Here is a 15,777-nt window from a genome sequence, read left to right as displayed (position 1 = left end):
CTCTCCTAAAAGCCAATACCAGTCGCCTTTATGGGGAACCGAGGTTCCCCATGTAACAGGCGATTATTGTTTAGCAGCTTTGAAGGCTTCAGCCATAGCGCTGGAGAAGGTGGCTTCTTCACGCTGGTTCAGGGTATCGATAGCTTCCTTCTCATCGGCCTCATCCTTAGCACGGATGGACAGGCTGATGGTGCGGTTCTTACGATCAACGCCCATAAACTTGGCTTCTACTTCTTCACCGGCGGACAGCACGGTGGAAGCATCTTCAATGCGATCACGAGAGATGTCAGCTACACGGATGTAACCTTCAACGCTCTCGCCCAGCTCTACAGTGGCGCCCTTGGCGTCAACTGCAGTGATGGTACCTTTAACAATAGCACCTTTTTTGTTGTCAGACAGGTACTTGTTAAAGGGATCTTCTTCAATCTGCTTAACACCCAGGCTGATGCGCTCACGCTCAGGGTCTACAGACAGAACAACAGCGGAGATCTCTTCGCCCTTCTTGTAGTCGCGAACGGCTTCTTCGCCAGCAACGTTCCAAGAGATGTCGGACAGGTGAACCAGACCGTCGATGCCGCCTTCCAGGCCGATGAAGATACCGAAGTCGGTGATGGACTTGATCTTACCGGAAACCTTGTCGCCCTTGTTGAAGTTGGAGGCGAACTCATCCCATGGGTTAGCTTTACACTGCTTCAGACCCAGGGAGATACGACGACGCTCTTCGTCGATGTCCAGAACCATAACTTCAACGCTGTCGCCCAGGCTAACAACCTTGGATGGGTGGATGTTCTTGTTGGTCCAATCCATTTCGGATACGTGTACCAGACCTTCAACGCCCTCTTCGATCTCAACGAAGCAGCCGTAGTCAGTCAGGTTGGTCACGCGACCGGTCAGCTTGGTACCTTCTGGGTAACGGCCAGCGATGGCTACCCATGGATCTTCACCCAGTTGCTTCAGACCCAGAGATACGCGAGTACGCTCACGGTCGAACTTCAGCACCTTAACGTTGATCTCGTCGCCAACGTTCACGATCTCGGAAGGATGCTTAACGCGCTTCCAAGCCATGTCAGTGATGTGCAGCAGGCCGTCAACGCCGCCCAGGTCTACGAAGGCACCGTAGTCGGTCAGGTTCTTAACGATACCCTTAACTTCTTGACCTTCTTGCAGGTTCTCCAGCAGCTGCTCACGCTCAACGCTGTTCTCAGACTCGATAACCGCACGACGGGAAACAACAACGTTGTTGCGCTTCTGGTCCAGCTTGATCACCTTGAATTCCAGCTCTTTGCCTTCCAGGTGAGTGGTGTCACGTACAGGACGTACGTCTACCAGAGAACCAGGCAGGAACGCACGGATGCCTTCCAGCTCGACGGTGAAACCGCCTTTAACCTTGCCGTTGATGATACCGATAACGGTCTCTTCATCTTCGTAGGCTTTTTCCAGACGCAGCCATGCTTCGTGACGCTTGGCTTTTTCGCGAGACAGCTGGGTCTCACCGAAGCCATCTTCAACAGCGTCCAGAGCAACGTCTACGGAATCGCCTACGTTGATCTCCAGCTCGCCCTTAGCGTTCTTGAACTGCTCGGCAGGGATGGCGGACTCGGATTTCAGGCCGGCGTCAACCAGAACGATGCCGTTCTCGATAGCAACAACGGTACCTTTAACGATGGCACCGGGGCGGGTTTCCAGATCCTTGAGGGATTCTTCAAACAGTTGAGCAAAAGATTCAGTCATGTTTAATCAACAAATATATAGTGGTCATCCATGTGCCATCCTGGACATGGGGTAGTTGCCAAAAACCCACTTCACTCCTTGAAACGGGCGGTATGCGGACCGTTATCGGCCCAGTTTTTCCACTACGAAGCGTAGTACCTTATCAACCACCTGGTCGATGGACAGCTCCGTAGTATCAATCAGTAATGCGTCTTCAGCGGGCTTCATGGGTGCCACCTTACGGTTGGCATCGCGCTCATCGCGCTCCTGTATCTCCGCCAAAAGGCGGTCAATACTAGCATCTAAGCCCTTCTCCTTCAACTGCAAGTAACGTCGGCGCGCGCGCTCTTGTGCACTGGCAGTCATAAAGATTTTAGCCTCTGCGTCAGGGAACACCACTGTTCCCATGTCGCGGCCGTCGGCAATCAGGCCGGGATCCACCCGAAATCCTCTTTGACGGCGCAGCAGAGCTTCGCGAACCCGTGGAAAAGCCGCCACTTTTGACGCCGCGTTGGCGCACTCCTGGGTGCGGATCTCCCGGCTGACCACTTCCCCTTCCAGCACCACTTTGATGCCGCCCTCTTCATCGGGGCTGAAGGAAACGTCCAGGTGAGCGGCGGTCAGGGCCAGGCCCTCTTCGTTATCCAGCTCGATGTTGTGGTGCATTGCCGCCAGAGCCAGAACGCGGTAAATGGCGCCTGAATCCAGCAGGTGCCAACCCAGCTTCTCAGCCAGCAGATGGCACACAGTGCCTTTGCCTACCCCACCGGGTCCGTCAATGGTAATCACAGGGGCCTGTTGAGGCATGCTTGTCTCCAAAATTCTTTTTTCTCTCCGCCAGAGGACCATAACCCTGACGGTTGCCATCACCACAGGTGGCGGGAAAGCGGGCCTATTATACAGATTCCCGACTTAAAGTAAGCCCTTAGGGCTAAATTGTTGAATCCTCTGGGTCAAAATGACCCAGAGGTGGGGAAAACCATCAAGTTTAGCAGCTGCTACTGACTGATGGCGGCAAGACGCTCGAAGAAATCGGGGAAGGTTTTGGCGGTGCAGCCGGGGTCCAGAATGGTGACCTCCTGGCCGCCGACGGCCAGCATGGCGAAACACATGGCGATGCGGTGATCGTTGTAGGTCTCGATCTCGGCATGACTGAGTTCAGCAACCGGGTCCACCCGGATGTAATCCTCGCCCTCCTCCACCACGGCACCCACCTTGCGCAACTCGGTGGCCATGGCGCTAAGACGGTCGGTCTCCTTCACTCGCCAGTTGTAGATGTTGCGGATGGTGGTGGGGCCTTTGGCAAACAACGCGGTGGTGGCAATGGTCATCGCCGCATCCGGGATGGCATTCATGTCCATGTCCACCCCTTTAAGATCGCCCCTGCTGCAACGGATGAAATCCCTGCCCCACTCCACTTTGGCCCCCATCGCCTCCAACACATCGGCAAAGTGCTTGTCTCCCTGCAGGCTGTCGGTGCCGACGCCGCGAACCTCGACGCTGCCGCCACCAATGGCCGCCGCCGCCAGGAAATAGGAAGCGGAGCTTGCATCCCCCTCCACCAGGTAGTCGCCGGGGCTGACGTACTGCTGGCCAGCGCCGATCACAAAGCTCTGATAGTCGTTGTTCTGCACCTCAACCCCGAAGCGGGCCATCATCCCCAGGGTGATGTCGATGTAGGGTTTGGAGACCAGTTCCCCTTTGACGCGGATGGTCAGAGACGTCTTGAGCAGGGGCGCCACCATCAGCAGCGCGGTGAGGAACTGAGAAGAGATGGAGCCGTCTATCGCCACTTCACCGCCTTCGAGCTCGGCGGCAGTGATGGCCAGGGGTGGGTAGCCGGGGTTTTCCAGGTAGCGAATGTCGGCGCCCAGAGGGGCCAGTGCCTCCACCAGGTGACCGATGGGGCGCTCCTTCATCCTCGGCTCGCCGGTCAGCACGAACTTGCCGCTGCCGATGGCCAGGGCCGCCGCCAGGGGGCGCATGGCGGTACCGGCATTGCCCAAATAGAGCTCCACTTGCTGGCCCCGGGCCAGACGGTCGCCCAGACCCTCCACTTCGATGGTGGCCGCGTCCTTGTTGTAGCGATAACCCACGCCCAGGCTATCCAGGGCATTGAGCATGTGGCGGATGTCGTCCGAGTCCAGCAGATTGGTCAGTCTGGTGGTGCCTTTGGCCAGGGTGGCCAGCAACAGAGCACGATTGGAGATGCTCTTGGAACCGGGCAGGGTGATGACCCCATCAACCCGGGAAATTGGAGAAAGGTGTAACTGCTCCATGGACTACTCCCGCATAAAAATGAAAAGGGGCCATTTGGCCCCTTGTAACTGCTTTAACGACTTTGAGGTTATTTGGCCATCACCTCGTCAAGAGCCTGCATAAATCGAGAGTTTTCCCACTCCAGACCGATGCTCACCCGCAGGTGAGAAGGCATACCATAACCCGCAATGGGACGCACTATCACCCCTTTTTTCAGCAGTGCCTCATAGATGGCGCCCGCCTGGCCCACTTCGATGGTAATAAAGTTGGCCACACTGGGGATAAAGGAGATGGCGCGCTCGCTGAAATAGGCTTCCAGACGACTCATTTCACTCTTGTTGAGGTCAATCCCTTGCTGCAGGTACTGCTCATCCTCCAGCACCGCCTCGGCGGCCGCCAGGGCCAGGGAGTTGTTATTGAATGGCTCACGTACCCGGTTGAGCAGGTCGGTCATCGCCTCGGACGCCACCAGATATCCGACCCGCAGACCCGCCAGGCCATAGGCCTTGGAAAAGGTACGGCTGACACACAGGTTGGGGTATTTGGCCAGCCATTGGATACTGGGGGCGCGTTGGTCGGCCTCCAGGTACTCATAGTAGGCTTCGTCCAGCACCACCAGCACCTCGGCAGGCACCCTGTCCATAAAGGCCTCGAGCTCGTCGCGGGTGAGGAAGGTACCGGTGGGGTTATTGGGGTTGGCGATGCAGATCAGCTTGGTGCGCTCGGTGATGGCGGCCAGCATGGCGTCCAGATCGTGGCCCCAGTTCTTGGCGGCGGTTTTCACCGCGGTGGCACCGCAGGACTGGGTCAGCAGCTGGTAGACGATGAAGGCATGGGCATCGAAGATCACCTCGTCCTCGGCACCGACGAAGGTGCGGAACAGGATCTCCAGCACCTCATTGGAGCCATTGCCCAGGGTGATCTGATTGCTGGCGCAGCCCAGGCGCTCAGACAGCTTCTGCTTCAGGTAGTAACCGTTGGCGTCCGGGTAACGGGCCAGCTCCGGCATGGCACGCTCCATGGCGGCCTTGGCCAGAGGGCTCAGACCCAGGGGATTTTCATTGGAGGCCAGCTTGACGATGTCGGTGATCCCAAGCTCTCGCTCCAGCTCCTCCGTCGGCTTGCCTGGCTGGTAGGGCATCAACCCCTCCACACCGGGGTTGGCCAGCTTGGTCAGTTCATTTGACACTTGTGCTTCCTTATCTTCGTTCTTATTTGTTGTTCAGCTCGAAGGCTTTCATAAAGGTCACCAGGGCCTGAACCCCTTCCAGTGGCATGGCGTTGTAGATGCTGGCCCGCATACCACCCACACTGCGGTGCCCCTTCAATGCCATCAGCCCAGCCTGCTGCGACTGTGCCAGGAACTGGGCGTCCAGATCCGGATTGACCAACTGGAAAGGTACATTCATCTCACTGCGATGGCTTGGGTCCACCCGGTTTTGGTAGAAGTCACTGCTGTCAATAAAATCGTACAGCAGCGCCGCCTTCTGCCGGTTCAACTGGGCCATGGCACCGACACCGCCCTGGGCCTTGAGCCACTTGAACACTTCTCCGGCCAGGTACCAGGCGTAGGTGGGCGGGGTGTTGTACATGGAGTCGCTCTTATCCAGCAAGGCGTAATCCAGGATCGAGGGGGTGGTGGCCTGAGCCTGACCGATGAGATCCCGGCGCACGATCACCAGCGCCAGACCGGCAGGACCGATGTTCTTCTGGGCACCGGCGTAGATCAGCCCATAACGGTTGATGTCGATTTCACGGCCGAGGATGCAGGAGGAGTAATCGGCAATCAGTGGCTGGTCGGTCTCCGGCTCTTCGAAGATCGCCACGCCGTCGACGGTCTCGTTGGGGCAGTAATGCAGGTAACTCCCCTGCCCCGCCTCGCTGATCCTGGCCATCTCCAGGCCATTACCGCTGCGCAGATCGATGCTGTTGACCCTGGCGTACTTGGCCGCTTCCTTGGCCGCACCGGCAGACCACTGACCGGAGATCAGGTAATCCACCTGATCCTCTGCCCCCACCAGATTCTGGGGAATGGCGGAGAAATGGGCCCGGGCGCCGCCGTGGGTAAACAGCACCGCATAGTCGTCACCGATGTTCATCAGCTCGCGCAGGTTGGCTTCGGCCGCCTCGGCCACCGCCAGGTACTCCTTGGATCTGTGGCTGAGCTCCATCACCGATACGCCCAGGCCGTTAAAGTCCACCAGCTCTTTCTGGGCTTTGGCCATCACTTCGGTCGGCAACATCGCCGGACCGGCGCAAAAGTTATAAACGCTCATTCCTCGGATCCTATGTTTAGACAAAACACCCCATTTAACACCAGTTTCTCCGGCTAAGGAATAAAAAAACGGACGCCTGGGCGTCCGTTTTCGGTTATTGCGCGATAAGCAGTGGTTACTCGTCGTCGGCCTCGTCGGCCGCAGGCGCGTCAGCGGCTGGGGCGTCGCCCTCTGCTGCTTGCGCTTGCTCGCCGTCAACCAGCTCGCCTTCCGGCAGCTCAGGCTCTTCGATCTCATCGATGCGCTGCAGACCCACCACCTGTTCGCCCTCCATGGTGCGAATGATGGTAACACCCTGGGTGTTACGGCCCACTTCGGAAACCTCGTGAACCCGGGTACGCACCAGGGTGCCGCCGTCGGTGATCAGCATGATCTCGTCGTTGTCCTGCACCTGTACCGCACCCACCACGGCGCCGTTACGCTCGCTCACCTTGATGGAGATAACCCCCTTGGTGGCCCGGCTCTTGGTCGGGTACTCGGACTCGGCGGTACGCTTACCGTAACCGTTCTGGGTCACGGTGAGGATGGCGCCATCGTCACGAGGCACGATCATGGAGACCACACGGTCCACGTCATCCAGGGCGATGCCGCGCACACCGGTGGCGGTACGACCCATGGAACGGACGTTGGACTCGTCGAAACGCACCACCTTACCGGCGTCGGAGAACAGCATCACTTCGTTGCTGCCATCGGTGATGTCCACGGCGATCAGCTCATCACCCTCGTTGAGGTTGATGGCGCGGATACCGGAAGACAGAGGACGGCTGTAGGCGTCCAGGGCGGTCTTCTTGACGGTACCCTTGGCGGTGGCAAACACGATGTACTTGCTTGGGTCGTATTCCCGGACCGGCAGAATCGCCTGAATCACCTCGCCTTCGTCCAGCGGCAGCAGATTCACAATCGGCTTACCACGGGCAGTACGGCTGGCCAGAGGCAGCTGGTACACCTTGAGCCAGTACACCTTACCGGCGTTGGAGAAGCACAAAATGGTGTCGTGGGTGTTGGCCACCAGCAGACGCTCGATGAAGTCTTCATCCTTCATCTTGGCCGCCGCCTTACCCTTACCACCACGACGCTGAGCTTCGTAGTCGCTCAGAGGCTGGTACTTGCAGTATCCGGCGTGGGACAGGGTCACCACTACGTCTTCTTCGGTGATCAAGTCTTCCAGAGAGATGTCCGCGGAGGCGGAGCTGATCTCGGTCTTACGCTCATCGCCATACTCGGCGCGAATCGCTTCCAGCTCCTCACGGATCACTTCCATCAGGCGCTCTGGGCTGGCCAGAATGTGCATCAGCTCGGCGATCACATCCAACAGTTCCCGGTACTCGTCCAGGATCTTCTCGTGTTCCAGGCCGGTCAGTTTCTGCAGACGCAGATCCAGAATCGCCTGGGCCTGAGTCTGGGTCAGGTAGTAGAGGCCGTCGCGGATGCCGAACTCTGGGGTCAGCCAGTCCGGGCGGGCGGCGTCATCACCGGCCTTCTCCAGCATGGAGGCCACATTACCCAGCTCCCAACCGCGGGACAGCAAGGCTTCGCGGGCCTCTGCCGGGGTCGGTGAGTGACGAATCAGTTCGATTACCGGGTCGATGTTGGCCAGGGAGATGGCCAGACCTTCGAGGATGTGCGCCCGCTCGCGCGCCTTGCGCAGCTCGTACACGGTACGACGGGTCACCACTTCGCGACGGTGAGTCACGAAGGCGTCCAGAGTCTCTTTCAGGTTGAACAGCTTGGGCTGGTTGTTGCCCAGTGCCACCATGTTGATTCCGAACACCGTCTGCATCTGAGTCTGAGCGTAGAGGTTGTTCAGCACCACTTCCGGCACTTCACCACGCTTGAGCTCAATCACCACGCGCATGCCGTCCTTATCGGACTCATCGCGCAGGCCGGAGATCCCCTCCAGCTTCTTGTCCTTCACCAGCTCGGCGATCTTCTCGATCAGGCGGGCCTTGTTCACCTGGTAAGGCAGCTCGTGAACAATGATGGACTCTTTGCCGGTGCTGCTGGTTTCCACATCGGACCGGGCGCGCACGTAGATCTTACCGCGACCGGTCTTATAGGCGTCGATGATCCCCTTGCGGCCATTGATGATGCCGCCGGTGGGGAAGTCGGGACCGGGAATGATCTCAATCAGCTCATCGATGGTGATGTCGCCGTTGTCGATAAAGGCCAGACAGCCGTCGATCACCTCGGTGAGGTTGTGAGGCGGAATGTTGGTGGCCATGCCCACCGCAATACCACTGGAGCCGTTGACCAGCAGGTTCGGTACCTTGGTGGGCAGCACCTCTGGAATCTGTTCCGTGCCATCGTAGTTGGGCACGTAGTCCACGGTGTCCTTGTCCAAGTCTGCCAGCAGCTCGTGGGAGATCTTGGCCATGCGCACTTCGGTGTATCGCATTGCCGCCGCGGAGTCGCCGTCGACGGAACCGAAGTTACCCTGGCCGTCCACCAGGCAGTAACGCAGGGAGAAAGGCTGAGCCATACGCACAATGGTGTCGTAGACCGCACTGTCACCGTGGGGGTGGTATTTACCGATAACGTCACCCACCACACGGGCGGATTTCTTGTAGGGTTTGTTCCAGTCGTTACCCAGGCCGTTCATCGCGAACAGGGTGCGACGGTGAACAGGCTTAAGGCCGTCCCGGACGTCGGGCAATGCACGCCCGACAATCACGCTCATGGCATAGTCGAGATAGGAGCTCTTCAACTCCTCTTCGATATTAATCGGCGTAATTTCGTTAGCCAGATCAGTCATAGACAGATAATGTCCCCTAAATGCGGCAGAGAATCCCAATTTCCCCGCCGAGCCGGCCAGGCCGGCAAAAACGGTAATTCGGCATTGTAGCACAGAGATAGCTGTTGGAAAGCTGCGTTTCTTGCCTAAGGAAACAACGGCTTACAACTGACCAAAAAACGTGCGGAGGCGTGGGTAAAATGTACCATTTTGTGTCTGTTTGCGGTGTTTTCCTCCCAACCCCGGGTTCCTCCCCATCCGGTGCCATCGTATACTGGCGTCACCGGAGCCTTCCTGACAGATAGGCAGGCACGCAAGATCTAATGAAAGGACACAGAATGCAGCAGTCAAACGTCGATCCCGTAGAAGTGGGCAAATTTGAGAAGCTGGCTTCCACCTGGTGGGATCCCATGGGACACTCCAAGCCCCTGCACCAACTCAACCCCCTTCGCGCCGCCTACATCGAGCGTCACGCCGATGGCCTGTTTGGCAAGCAGGTGCTGGATGTGGGGTGTGGCGGTGGCCTGCTGACCGAAGCCATGGCCAAATCCGGTGGCCGCGCCACCGGCCTGGACATGGGCGAGGAGCCCATTGAGGTCGCCAGGCTGCACGCCCTGGAGAGCGAATTGGATATCGACTATCAGCTGTGCACCGCCGAGGCCCATGCCGAACACAAGGGCGCCCACTACGACGTGGTGACCTGCATGGAGATGCTGGAGCACGTGCCTGACCCGGAATCCGTGGTTCGCGCCTGTGCCCAGATGGTCAAGCCCGGTGGCCACCTCTACCTGTCCACTATCAACAAGACCCCCCTGGCCTACATGACCACCATTGTCGGCGCCGAGCAGATCGTCAAGGTGCTGCCCAAGGGCACCCACGACTACAGCAAGTTCCTGCGCCCTTCGCAGCTGATTCAGTGGTGTGAGCGCGCCGGCCTGAGGGTTCAGCACGCCGACGGTGTCCTCTACAACCCGCTGACCGAGACCTTCCGTCTCTCCAGCCGCATGGACATCAACTACATGATCCACGCGGTCAAGCCCAGTGAGTAGGGCTGCCATCAAAGGGGTGCTGTTCGACCTCGACGGCACCCTACTGGACACCGCCCTGGATCTCGGTCACGCCGCCAACGTGGCCCTGGCGAGGTTCGGCTACCCCGGCATCACCGACGAGCAGGCCTACCTCTACTCCAGCCACGGCTCCAGGGGACTGCTCAGGGCGGGGCTGGGCGACAGCTTCCACCGCACCGACATCACCCCGATGCGCGACACCCTGCTGGCCGCCTACGCCGAACGCATCAGTCACCACACCCGTCCCTATGACGGCATCCCCTCCATGCTGGGCTACCTGGAAGAGAACCTGTTGCCCTGGGGGATCATCACCAACAAACCCGAAGGGCTGGCGCGTCAGCTGCTGGAGCAGCAGCCGGAGCTGTCCAGCAGTGCGGTGCTGGTGGGCGGCGATACCCTGGCGGTGGCCAAGCCGGATCCGGCGCCGCTGCAGCTGGGCGCCGAAACCTTGTCTCTGGCACCGGAAACCATCCTTTATGTCGGTGACGCCGAGCGCGACGTGGTGGCCGCCAACCGCGCCGGGATGATCAGCGTCGCCGCGCTCTGGGGCTACATCAGTGACGAGGACCAGGCTCACACCTGGCCTGCGCACCACCGCTGCGATCGCCCAAACGATCTGTTCGATCTTATCCGCGACCTGACTCAAAAATAGTCATACGAACCGGGGCAAAAAAATTTTTTTGCCCCGTTGTTTTTGTGAAAAAAACACTTGCATTTTCCTCAGCCCAATGGTGGTAAGGCTTAGCAGAAGCACATCTTTTCCCCCGCTGAATTATTCACAAGCTTACCCACAATTTGATCACATCCGGATCTATTGCACAGATCCGAAAACCGCCTTATCTTGTAGATCAACCCATCGGCGCTACTACATGTAGTGCCCGATTATAAAAATACACACAATCAGGGGTGATTGCCGTTCAGGCGGTGATCGGCAGTTCTCAGGTACTCAAACAAAGGATAATGTCTCAGGGATCACCTTTGCCGCAGTGGGTGGCTCCGGGACGAGAAATCGGACATGACTAAATCTCTCCTCATCACTAAGCGAAGTGGTAAACAGGAACCCCTGGATCTGGATAAGATCCATCGGGTGATCTATTGGGCCGCTCAGGATCTGAACAATGTGTCTGTCTCCCAGGTGGAACTGGCCAGTCACATCCACTTCTTCGATGGCATGACCACCGAGGCGATCCACGAGACCATCATCAAGGCCGCCGCTGATCTGATCAGCGAGGAGACCCCGGATTACCAGTACCTGGCTGCCCGCCTGGCGGTATTCCACCTGCGCAAAAAAGCCTACGGTCGATTCGAGCCCCCCCACTTGTACGACCACATCACCAAGATGGTGGAAACGGGCAAGTACGATCCGCACATCCTCAGCGATTACAGCCGTGAGGAGCTCAACCAGCTGAACGATCACATCGACCACTGGCGCGACATGGACTTCTCCTATGCGGCAGTGAAGCAGTTGGAAGGCAAATACCTGGTGCAGAACCGGGTGACCGGTGAGGTGTTCGAGAGCGCCCAGTTCCTCTACATGCTGGTGTCCGCCTGCCTGTTTGCCAACTACCCCAAAGGCGAGCGTCTGGATTACGTGAAACGCTTTTACGACGCCACCTCCAAGTTCAAAATCTCCCTGCCCACGCCCATCATGTCCGGCGTGCGCACCCCCACCCGCCAATTCAGCTCCTGCGTGCTGATCGAGTGTGGTGACAGCTTGGATTCCATCAACGCCACGTCGGCGGCCATCGTCAACTACGTGAGCCAGCGTGCCGGCATCGGCATCAACGGCGGCGGCATTCGTGCCCTGGGCAGCCCCATCCGGGGCGGCGAAGCCTTCCACACCGGTTGCCTGCCCTTCTTCAAGCACTTCCAGACGGCGGTGAAGTCCTGCTCCCAGGGCGGCGTTCGCGGCGGAGCCGCGACCCTGTTCTATCCCCTGTGGCACCTGGAAGCGGAAGAGCTGTTGGTTCTGAAGAACAATCGCGGGACCGACGCCAACCGTATCCGCCACCTGGACTACGGTGTACAGATCAACCGCACCCTGTACCAGCGCCTGATTGACGGCGGCGACATCAGCCTGTTCTCACCGTCCGACGTCCCCGGCCTGTACGATGCCTTCTTCGCCGATCAGGAGGAGTTTGAGCGCCTCTATGCCCAGTATGAAGCAGACAGCAGCATTCGTCGTAAGACCGTCAAAGCGGTCAGCCTGTTTGGCCTGCTGATGCAGGAGCGCGCCTCCACCGGCCGCATCTACATTCAGCACGTGGACCACTGCAACACCCACAGCCCCTTCGACCCCAAGGTGGCCCCGGTTAAGCAATCCAACCTGTGCCTGGAGATCGCCCTGCCCACCAAGCCGCTGAACAGCCTGGACGACCCCAATGGCGAGATTGCCCTGTGCACCCTCTCCGCCTTCAACCTGGGCGCCATCGACGAGCTGAGCGAGCTGGAGGAGCTGGCCGAGCTGGCAGTACGCGCCCTGGACAGCCTGCTGGACTATCAGGACTACCCGGTACCGGCCGCCGAACTGGGATCCATGAAGCGCCGTACCCTGGGCATTGGCGTGATCAACTTCGCTTACTACCTGGCGAAAAACGGTGCCCGTTACTCCGACGGCAGCGGCAATGGCCTGACCCACAAGGCGTTCGAAGCGATTCAGTATTACCTGCTCAAGGCCTCCAACAAGCTGGCCAGGGAGCAAGGTGCCTGCCCCGGTTTCAATGAGACCACCTACGCCCAGGGCCTGCTGCCCATCGACACCTACAAGAAGGCGGTGGATGAGTTCTGTGAAGAACCGCTGCACCTGGACTGGGAAGCACTTCGCGCCGACATCCAGGAGTTTGGACTGCGCAACTCCACCCTGTCTGCGCTGATGCCGTCGGAGACCAGCTCACAGATCTCCAACGCCACCAACGGCATTGAGCCGCCTCGTGGCCTGGTGAGCGTCAAAGGCTCCAAGGACGGCATCATGAAACAGGTGGTGCCCGGCATCGAAACCCTGAAGAATCAGTATGAGCTGCTGTGGGACATCCCCGACAACACCGGTTACCTGCAGCTGGTTGGGATCATGCAGAAATTCGTCGACCAGGCGATCTCCGCCAACACCAACTACGATCCGGGGCGCTTTGTCGAGAACAAGATGCCCATGAACGTACTGCTCAAGGACCTGATGCTGGCCTACAAGTACGGTCTCAAGACCCTGTATTACCAGAACACCCGGGATGGCCAGTCGGACTCCAGCAGTAAGACCGACGGAGCCGATGACTGCGCCGGCGGCGCCTGTAAGATTTAAGCGGACGGCCCTTCGGGGCCGCTCTCTCAGCCAAGGATATGATCATGAGCCACAGATACAGCACCTTTTCCCGGGAAGCCAACAACGCCCTCCAAGAGCCGATGTTCCTGGGTAACCCGGTAAACGTTGCCCGTTACGACCAGCAGAAGCACCCCATCTTCGAGGAGCTGATTGAGAAGCAGCTCTCCTTCTTCTGGCGCCCGGAAGAGGTGGACGTGACCCAGGACCGCATCGACTTTGCCGAGCTGCCGGATCACGAGAAACACATCTTCCTGTCAAACCTGAAGTATCAGACCCTGCTGGATTCCATCCAGGGGCGCAGCCCCAACGTGGCTTTGCTGCCGCTGGTATCCCTGCCGGAGCTGGAGACCTGGATTGAGACCTGGTCCTTCTATGAGACCATCCACTCGCGCTCCTACACCCACATCATCCGCAACATCGTCAACGATCCCTCGGTGGTGTTCGACGACATCGTCACCAACAGCGAGATTCAGAAGCGCGCCGGCGACATCTCCGGGTACTACGATGAACTCATCGACTACACCCAGCGCTACCAGCAGTTTGGTGAGGGCGAGCATCAGGTGGGCGAAGAGAGCTTCACCATCAGCCGCCGCGAACTCAAGCGCAAACTGTACCTGTGCCTGGTCTCCATCAACGTACTGGAAGCGATCCGCTTCTACGTCTCCTTCGCCTGCTCCTTCGCCTTTGCCGAACGTGAAGTGATGGAGGGCAACGCCAAGATCATCCGCTTTATCGCCCGGGATGAGCAGTTGCACCTGGTGGGCACTCAGCACATGCTGAACCTGATGGCCACCAATCAGGACGACAACGAGATGGCGGAGATCGCCGTGGAGTGTTTCCAGGAGTCGGTAGAGATCTTCCGCCGCGCCGCCGAGCAGGAGAAGGAGTGGGCCGCCTACCTGTTCAAGGATGGCTCCATGCTGGGGCTGAACAAGAAGATCATCGAGGACTACGTGGAGTTCATCACCAACCAGCGGATGAACGCCCTGGGCCTGCCAGAGCTGTTCCCCAAGCGCTCCAATCCCCTGCCCTGGATGAGCAAATGGCTGGAGAGTGACGCGGTGCAGGTGGCGCCTCAGGAAGTGGAGGTCTCCTCCTACCTGACCAACCAGATCAAGAACGAAGTGGACCAGGACGATCTGTCCGGGTTTGAACTCTAGGGTTGGCGGATAGGAAAACCTTCAAGGTTCGGGTCGGTGAGCGGGCAGCCGTCAGCCATCAGGGTGACAACACCCCTCTGCTCACCACCCTTGAGGGTCACTACAGTGAGTGCCGCAGCGGTTACTGCGGTGCCTGCAAGACCCGGCTGCTCGAAGGCCGGGTCCGCTACCTCTCCACCCCCATGGCCCTGGTCAGGGGTGAGGAGATTCTTCCTTGTTGTTGTGTGCCTGAGACGGATCTGGTTCTGGCACCTCAGTAACCCGCTGGGCTTCAGTCAGCTCCATGCCGCCATAGCGGTTCATCGGCTGGGCTGGCTGACGCCACTCATTGAACGCCAGTTGCTTCTCCCGCGCCAGACTCTCCCCGGATTGCCACAGCAACTGCCCCTCCAGCCAGGCCACCTGAGCCAGCTCAGAGGCGCTGTTGCCCAGCATCTCCATCGCCTGCCCCGCCTCGGTCAGAGCCAGCTCCACTCTCTGCTGATTGTCTTCGGTGCAGCCGGTCAATCCGGTGAGTACCAAGAAAACCAGGCCAGTTTTGAATGTCTTACGCATCATATTTCGGCCTCCTCCGTTGCCATTCTAGCCTAGTCCAAAATCAGTGGGTTCAACGGACATTTCGGGGAGCCAATTCTGAAGCGATTGATTTTTGGGCATCTCTTTCATCGCAAGTGGATGCAAGCTCTGGCATGTGCCCCCGGCTCTGGTACACTTGGCGCACACCGCTACCACGCTTAAGAGAGTGTTCATGACCGAATCAACCAAGATCCCGCCAGAAGGCGCCTCCGTCGACCTGTTTACCGGCGAAGCCAACCGCATCCTGATTGCCATTCCAGCCCCCAGCCACCCCGAGGTGGAACAGGTACTGGGCCAGGGCAGCCACGAGGTGAAGGCCGGCGTGATCTATCGCTCCCCTGCCCTGCTGCTCTCCTTCGATTTCGGTAATGGCCTGGTGATGGACTGTCCTTTCGAAGCCAAGAGTCTGGGCGACAAGTTCGTCGAGCCAGAGCTGACCGAAGGCCGCCTGCCGCTGATGCTGCAGGTGTTTGATGCCGAGACCGGCGTGCTGCTGGGAGAGCGCCCGGTGGAGCTGCACCAAGAGAACACCTCTGCCCTGATGGAGGCGGTCGCCGAGCAGCGCAGCGGCGGCTGGCAGCACCAGGCGTTCATCAGCCAGCTGTCTGAGCTGTACAAGATTGAGATGGAGCAGTTCCTGAAGCTGGTGAAACAGCGCCCTCTGCTGCTGAAGTAACGGCGGTTG

General features: G+C 58.9%; 13 protein-coding genes. 6 read left to right on the top strand and 7 right to left on the bottom strand.

What is annotated here, in order from left to right:
- Window positions 1–63: 63 nt before the first annotated feature.
- From rpsA to gyrA, 6 genes are all read right to left on the bottom strand, one after another.
- Window positions 64–1,731 carry a 30S ribosomal protein S1 gene (gene rpsA, locus G505_RS0104085; protein WP_028108419.1) on the bottom strand — a complete coding sequence of 556 codons (1,668 nt, stop codon included), beginning with the start codon at window positions 1,729–1,731 and terminating at the stop codon, window positions 64–66.
- Window positions 1,732–1,833: 102 nt separating this feature from the next.
- Window positions 1,834–2,517: a (d)CMP kinase gene (gene cmk / locus G505_RS0104080; RefSeq protein ID WP_028108418.1), complete on the bottom strand. Its 684-nt coding sequence runs from the start codon at window positions 2,515–2,517 to the stop codon at window positions 1,834–1,836.
- Between the two features lie 191 nt (window positions 2,518–2,708).
- A complete protein-coding gene (aroA, locus tag G505_RS0104075) occupies window positions 2,709–3,989 on the bottom strand; it encodes a 3-phosphoshikimate 1-carboxyvinyltransferase (RefSeq protein ID WP_028108417.1) in 1,281 nt (426 codons plus the stop codon).
- Between the two features lie 68 nt (window positions 3,990–4,057).
- Complete coding sequence (gene hisC / locus G505_RS0104070) at window positions 4,058–5,158, bottom strand: histidinol-phosphate transaminase (RefSeq protein WP_028108416.1); 1,101 nt, start codon at window positions 5,156–5,158, stop codon at window positions 4,058–4,060.
- 22 nt (window positions 5,159–5,180) lie between these two features.
- Window positions 5,181–6,245 carry a 3-phosphoserine/phosphohydroxythreonine transaminase gene (gene serC, locus G505_RS0104065; RefSeq protein ID WP_028108415.1) on the bottom strand — a complete coding sequence of 355 codons (1,065 nt, stop codon included), beginning with the start codon at window positions 6,243–6,245 and terminating at the stop codon, window positions 5,181–5,183.
- A gap of 115 nt (window positions 6,246–6,360) precedes the next feature.
- Entirely contained in the window at window positions 6,361–8,997 is a 2,637-nt protein-coding gene (gene gyrA, locus G505_RS0104060) for a DNA gyrase subunit A (protein ID WP_028108414.1), read from the bottom strand.
- A 317-nt stretch (window positions 8,998–9,314) separates the two neighbouring features.
- Here gyrA and ubiG point away from each other — a divergent pair, with 317 nt between their 5' ends.
- The 5 genes from ubiG (at window position 9,315) to yfaE (ending at window position 14,776) form a co-directional block, all read left to right on the top strand.
- Window positions 9,315–10,025 (top strand): bifunctional 2-polyprenyl-6-hydroxyphenol methylase/3-demethylubiquinol 3-O-methyltransferase UbiG, encoded by a 711-nt coding sequence (ubiG, locus tag G505_RS0104055; protein ID WP_035385070.1) that lies wholly within the window; start codon window positions 9,315–9,317, stop codon window positions 10,023–10,025.
- Entirely contained in the window at window positions 10,018–10,695 is a 678-nt protein-coding gene (locus tag G505_RS0104050; RefSeq protein WP_028108412.1) for an HAD family hydrolase, read from the top strand. Before ubiG ends, G505_RS0104050 begins: the two co-directional genes overlap by 8 nt.
- A 363-nt stretch (window positions 10,696–11,058) precedes the next feature.
- The gene (gene nrdA, locus G505_RS0104045; protein ID WP_028108411.1) at window positions 11,059–13,335 is read left to right on the top strand and encodes a class 1a ribonucleoside-diphosphate reductase subunit alpha; all 2,277 of its coding nucleotides are present in this window, start codon (window positions 11,059–11,061) and stop codon (window positions 13,333–13,335) included.
- Window positions 13,336–13,379: 44 nt separating this feature from the next.
- Window positions 13,380–14,516, top strand: a complete 1,137-nt coding sequence (gene nrdB / locus G505_RS0104040; protein WP_035385069.1) for a class Ia ribonucleoside-diphosphate reductase subunit beta — start codon at window positions 13,380–13,382, stop codon at window positions 14,514–14,516.
- Between the two features lie 2 nt (window positions 14,517–14,518).
- Window positions 14,519–14,776 carry a class I ribonucleotide reductase maintenance protein YfaE gene (yfaE, locus tag G505_RS22655; RefSeq protein WP_084643803.1) on the top strand — a complete coding sequence of 86 codons (258 nt, stop codon included), beginning with the start codon at window positions 14,519–14,521 and terminating at the stop codon, window positions 14,774–14,776.
- Here yfaE and G505_RS0104035 read toward each other — a convergent pair.
- Window positions 14,709–15,074 carry a hypothetical protein gene (locus tag G505_RS0104035; protein ID WP_028108409.1) on the bottom strand — a complete coding sequence of 122 codons (366 nt, stop codon included), beginning with the start codon at window positions 15,072–15,074 and terminating at the stop codon, window positions 14,709–14,711. The genes yfaE and G505_RS0104035 overlap by 68 nt on opposite strands.
- Before the next feature lie 190 nt (window positions 15,075–15,264).
- Between G505_RS0104035 and G505_RS0104030 the strand changes: the two genes are divergently transcribed.
- Entirely contained in the window at window positions 15,265–15,768 is a 504-nt protein-coding gene (locus G505_RS0104030; RefSeq protein ID WP_028108408.1) for a hypothetical protein, read from the top strand.
- Window positions 15,769–15,777 lie beyond the last annotated feature (9 nt).

This window comes from Ferrimonas futtsuensis DSM 18154 (assembly GCF_000422645.1).
Lineage (GTDB): Bacteria > Pseudomonadota > Gammaproteobacteria > Enterobacterales > Shewanellaceae > Ferrimonas > Ferrimonas futtsuensis.
Note: the sequence above shows the minus strand (reverse complement) of the source record. Positions and strands in the feature narration are given on the sequence as shown.

Coding starts and splice junctions, on each gene's coding strand:
- rpsA (WP_028108419.1), bottom strand. CDS start 1,731: ATGACTGAATCTTTTGCTCAACTGTTTGAAGAATCCCTCAAGGATCTG.
- cmk (WP_028108418.1), bottom strand. CDS start 2,517: ATGCCTCAACAGGCCCCTGTGATTACCATTGACGGACCCGGTGGGGTA.
- aroA (WP_028108417.1), bottom strand. CDS start 3,989: ATGGAGCAGTTACACCTTTCTCCAATTTCCCGGGTTGATGGGGTCATC.
- serC (WP_028108415.1), bottom strand. CDS start 6,245: ATGAGCGTTTATAACTTTTGCGCCGGTCCGGCGATGTTGCCGACCGAA.
- gyrA (WP_028108414.1), bottom strand. CDS start 8,997: ATGACTGATCTGGCTAACGAAATTACGCCGATTAATATCGAAGAGGAG.
- ubiG (WP_035385070.1), top strand. CDS start 9,315: ATGCAGCAGTCAAACGTCGATCCCGTAGAAGTGGGCAAATTTGAGAAG.
- nrdA (WP_028108411.1), top strand. CDS start 11,059: ATGACTAAATCTCTCCTCATCACTAAGCGAAGTGGTAAACAGGAACCC.
- nrdB (WP_035385069.1), top strand. CDS start 13,380: ATGAGCCACAGATACAGCACCTTTTCCCGGGAAGCCAACAACGCCCTC.
- G505_RS0104035 (WP_028108409.1), bottom strand. CDS start 15,074: ATGATGCGTAAGACATTCAAAACTGGCCTGGTTTTCTTGGTACTCACC.
- G505_RS0104030 (WP_028108408.1), top strand. CDS start 15,265: ATGACCGAATCAACCAAGATCCCGCCAGAAGGCGCCTCCGTCGACCTG.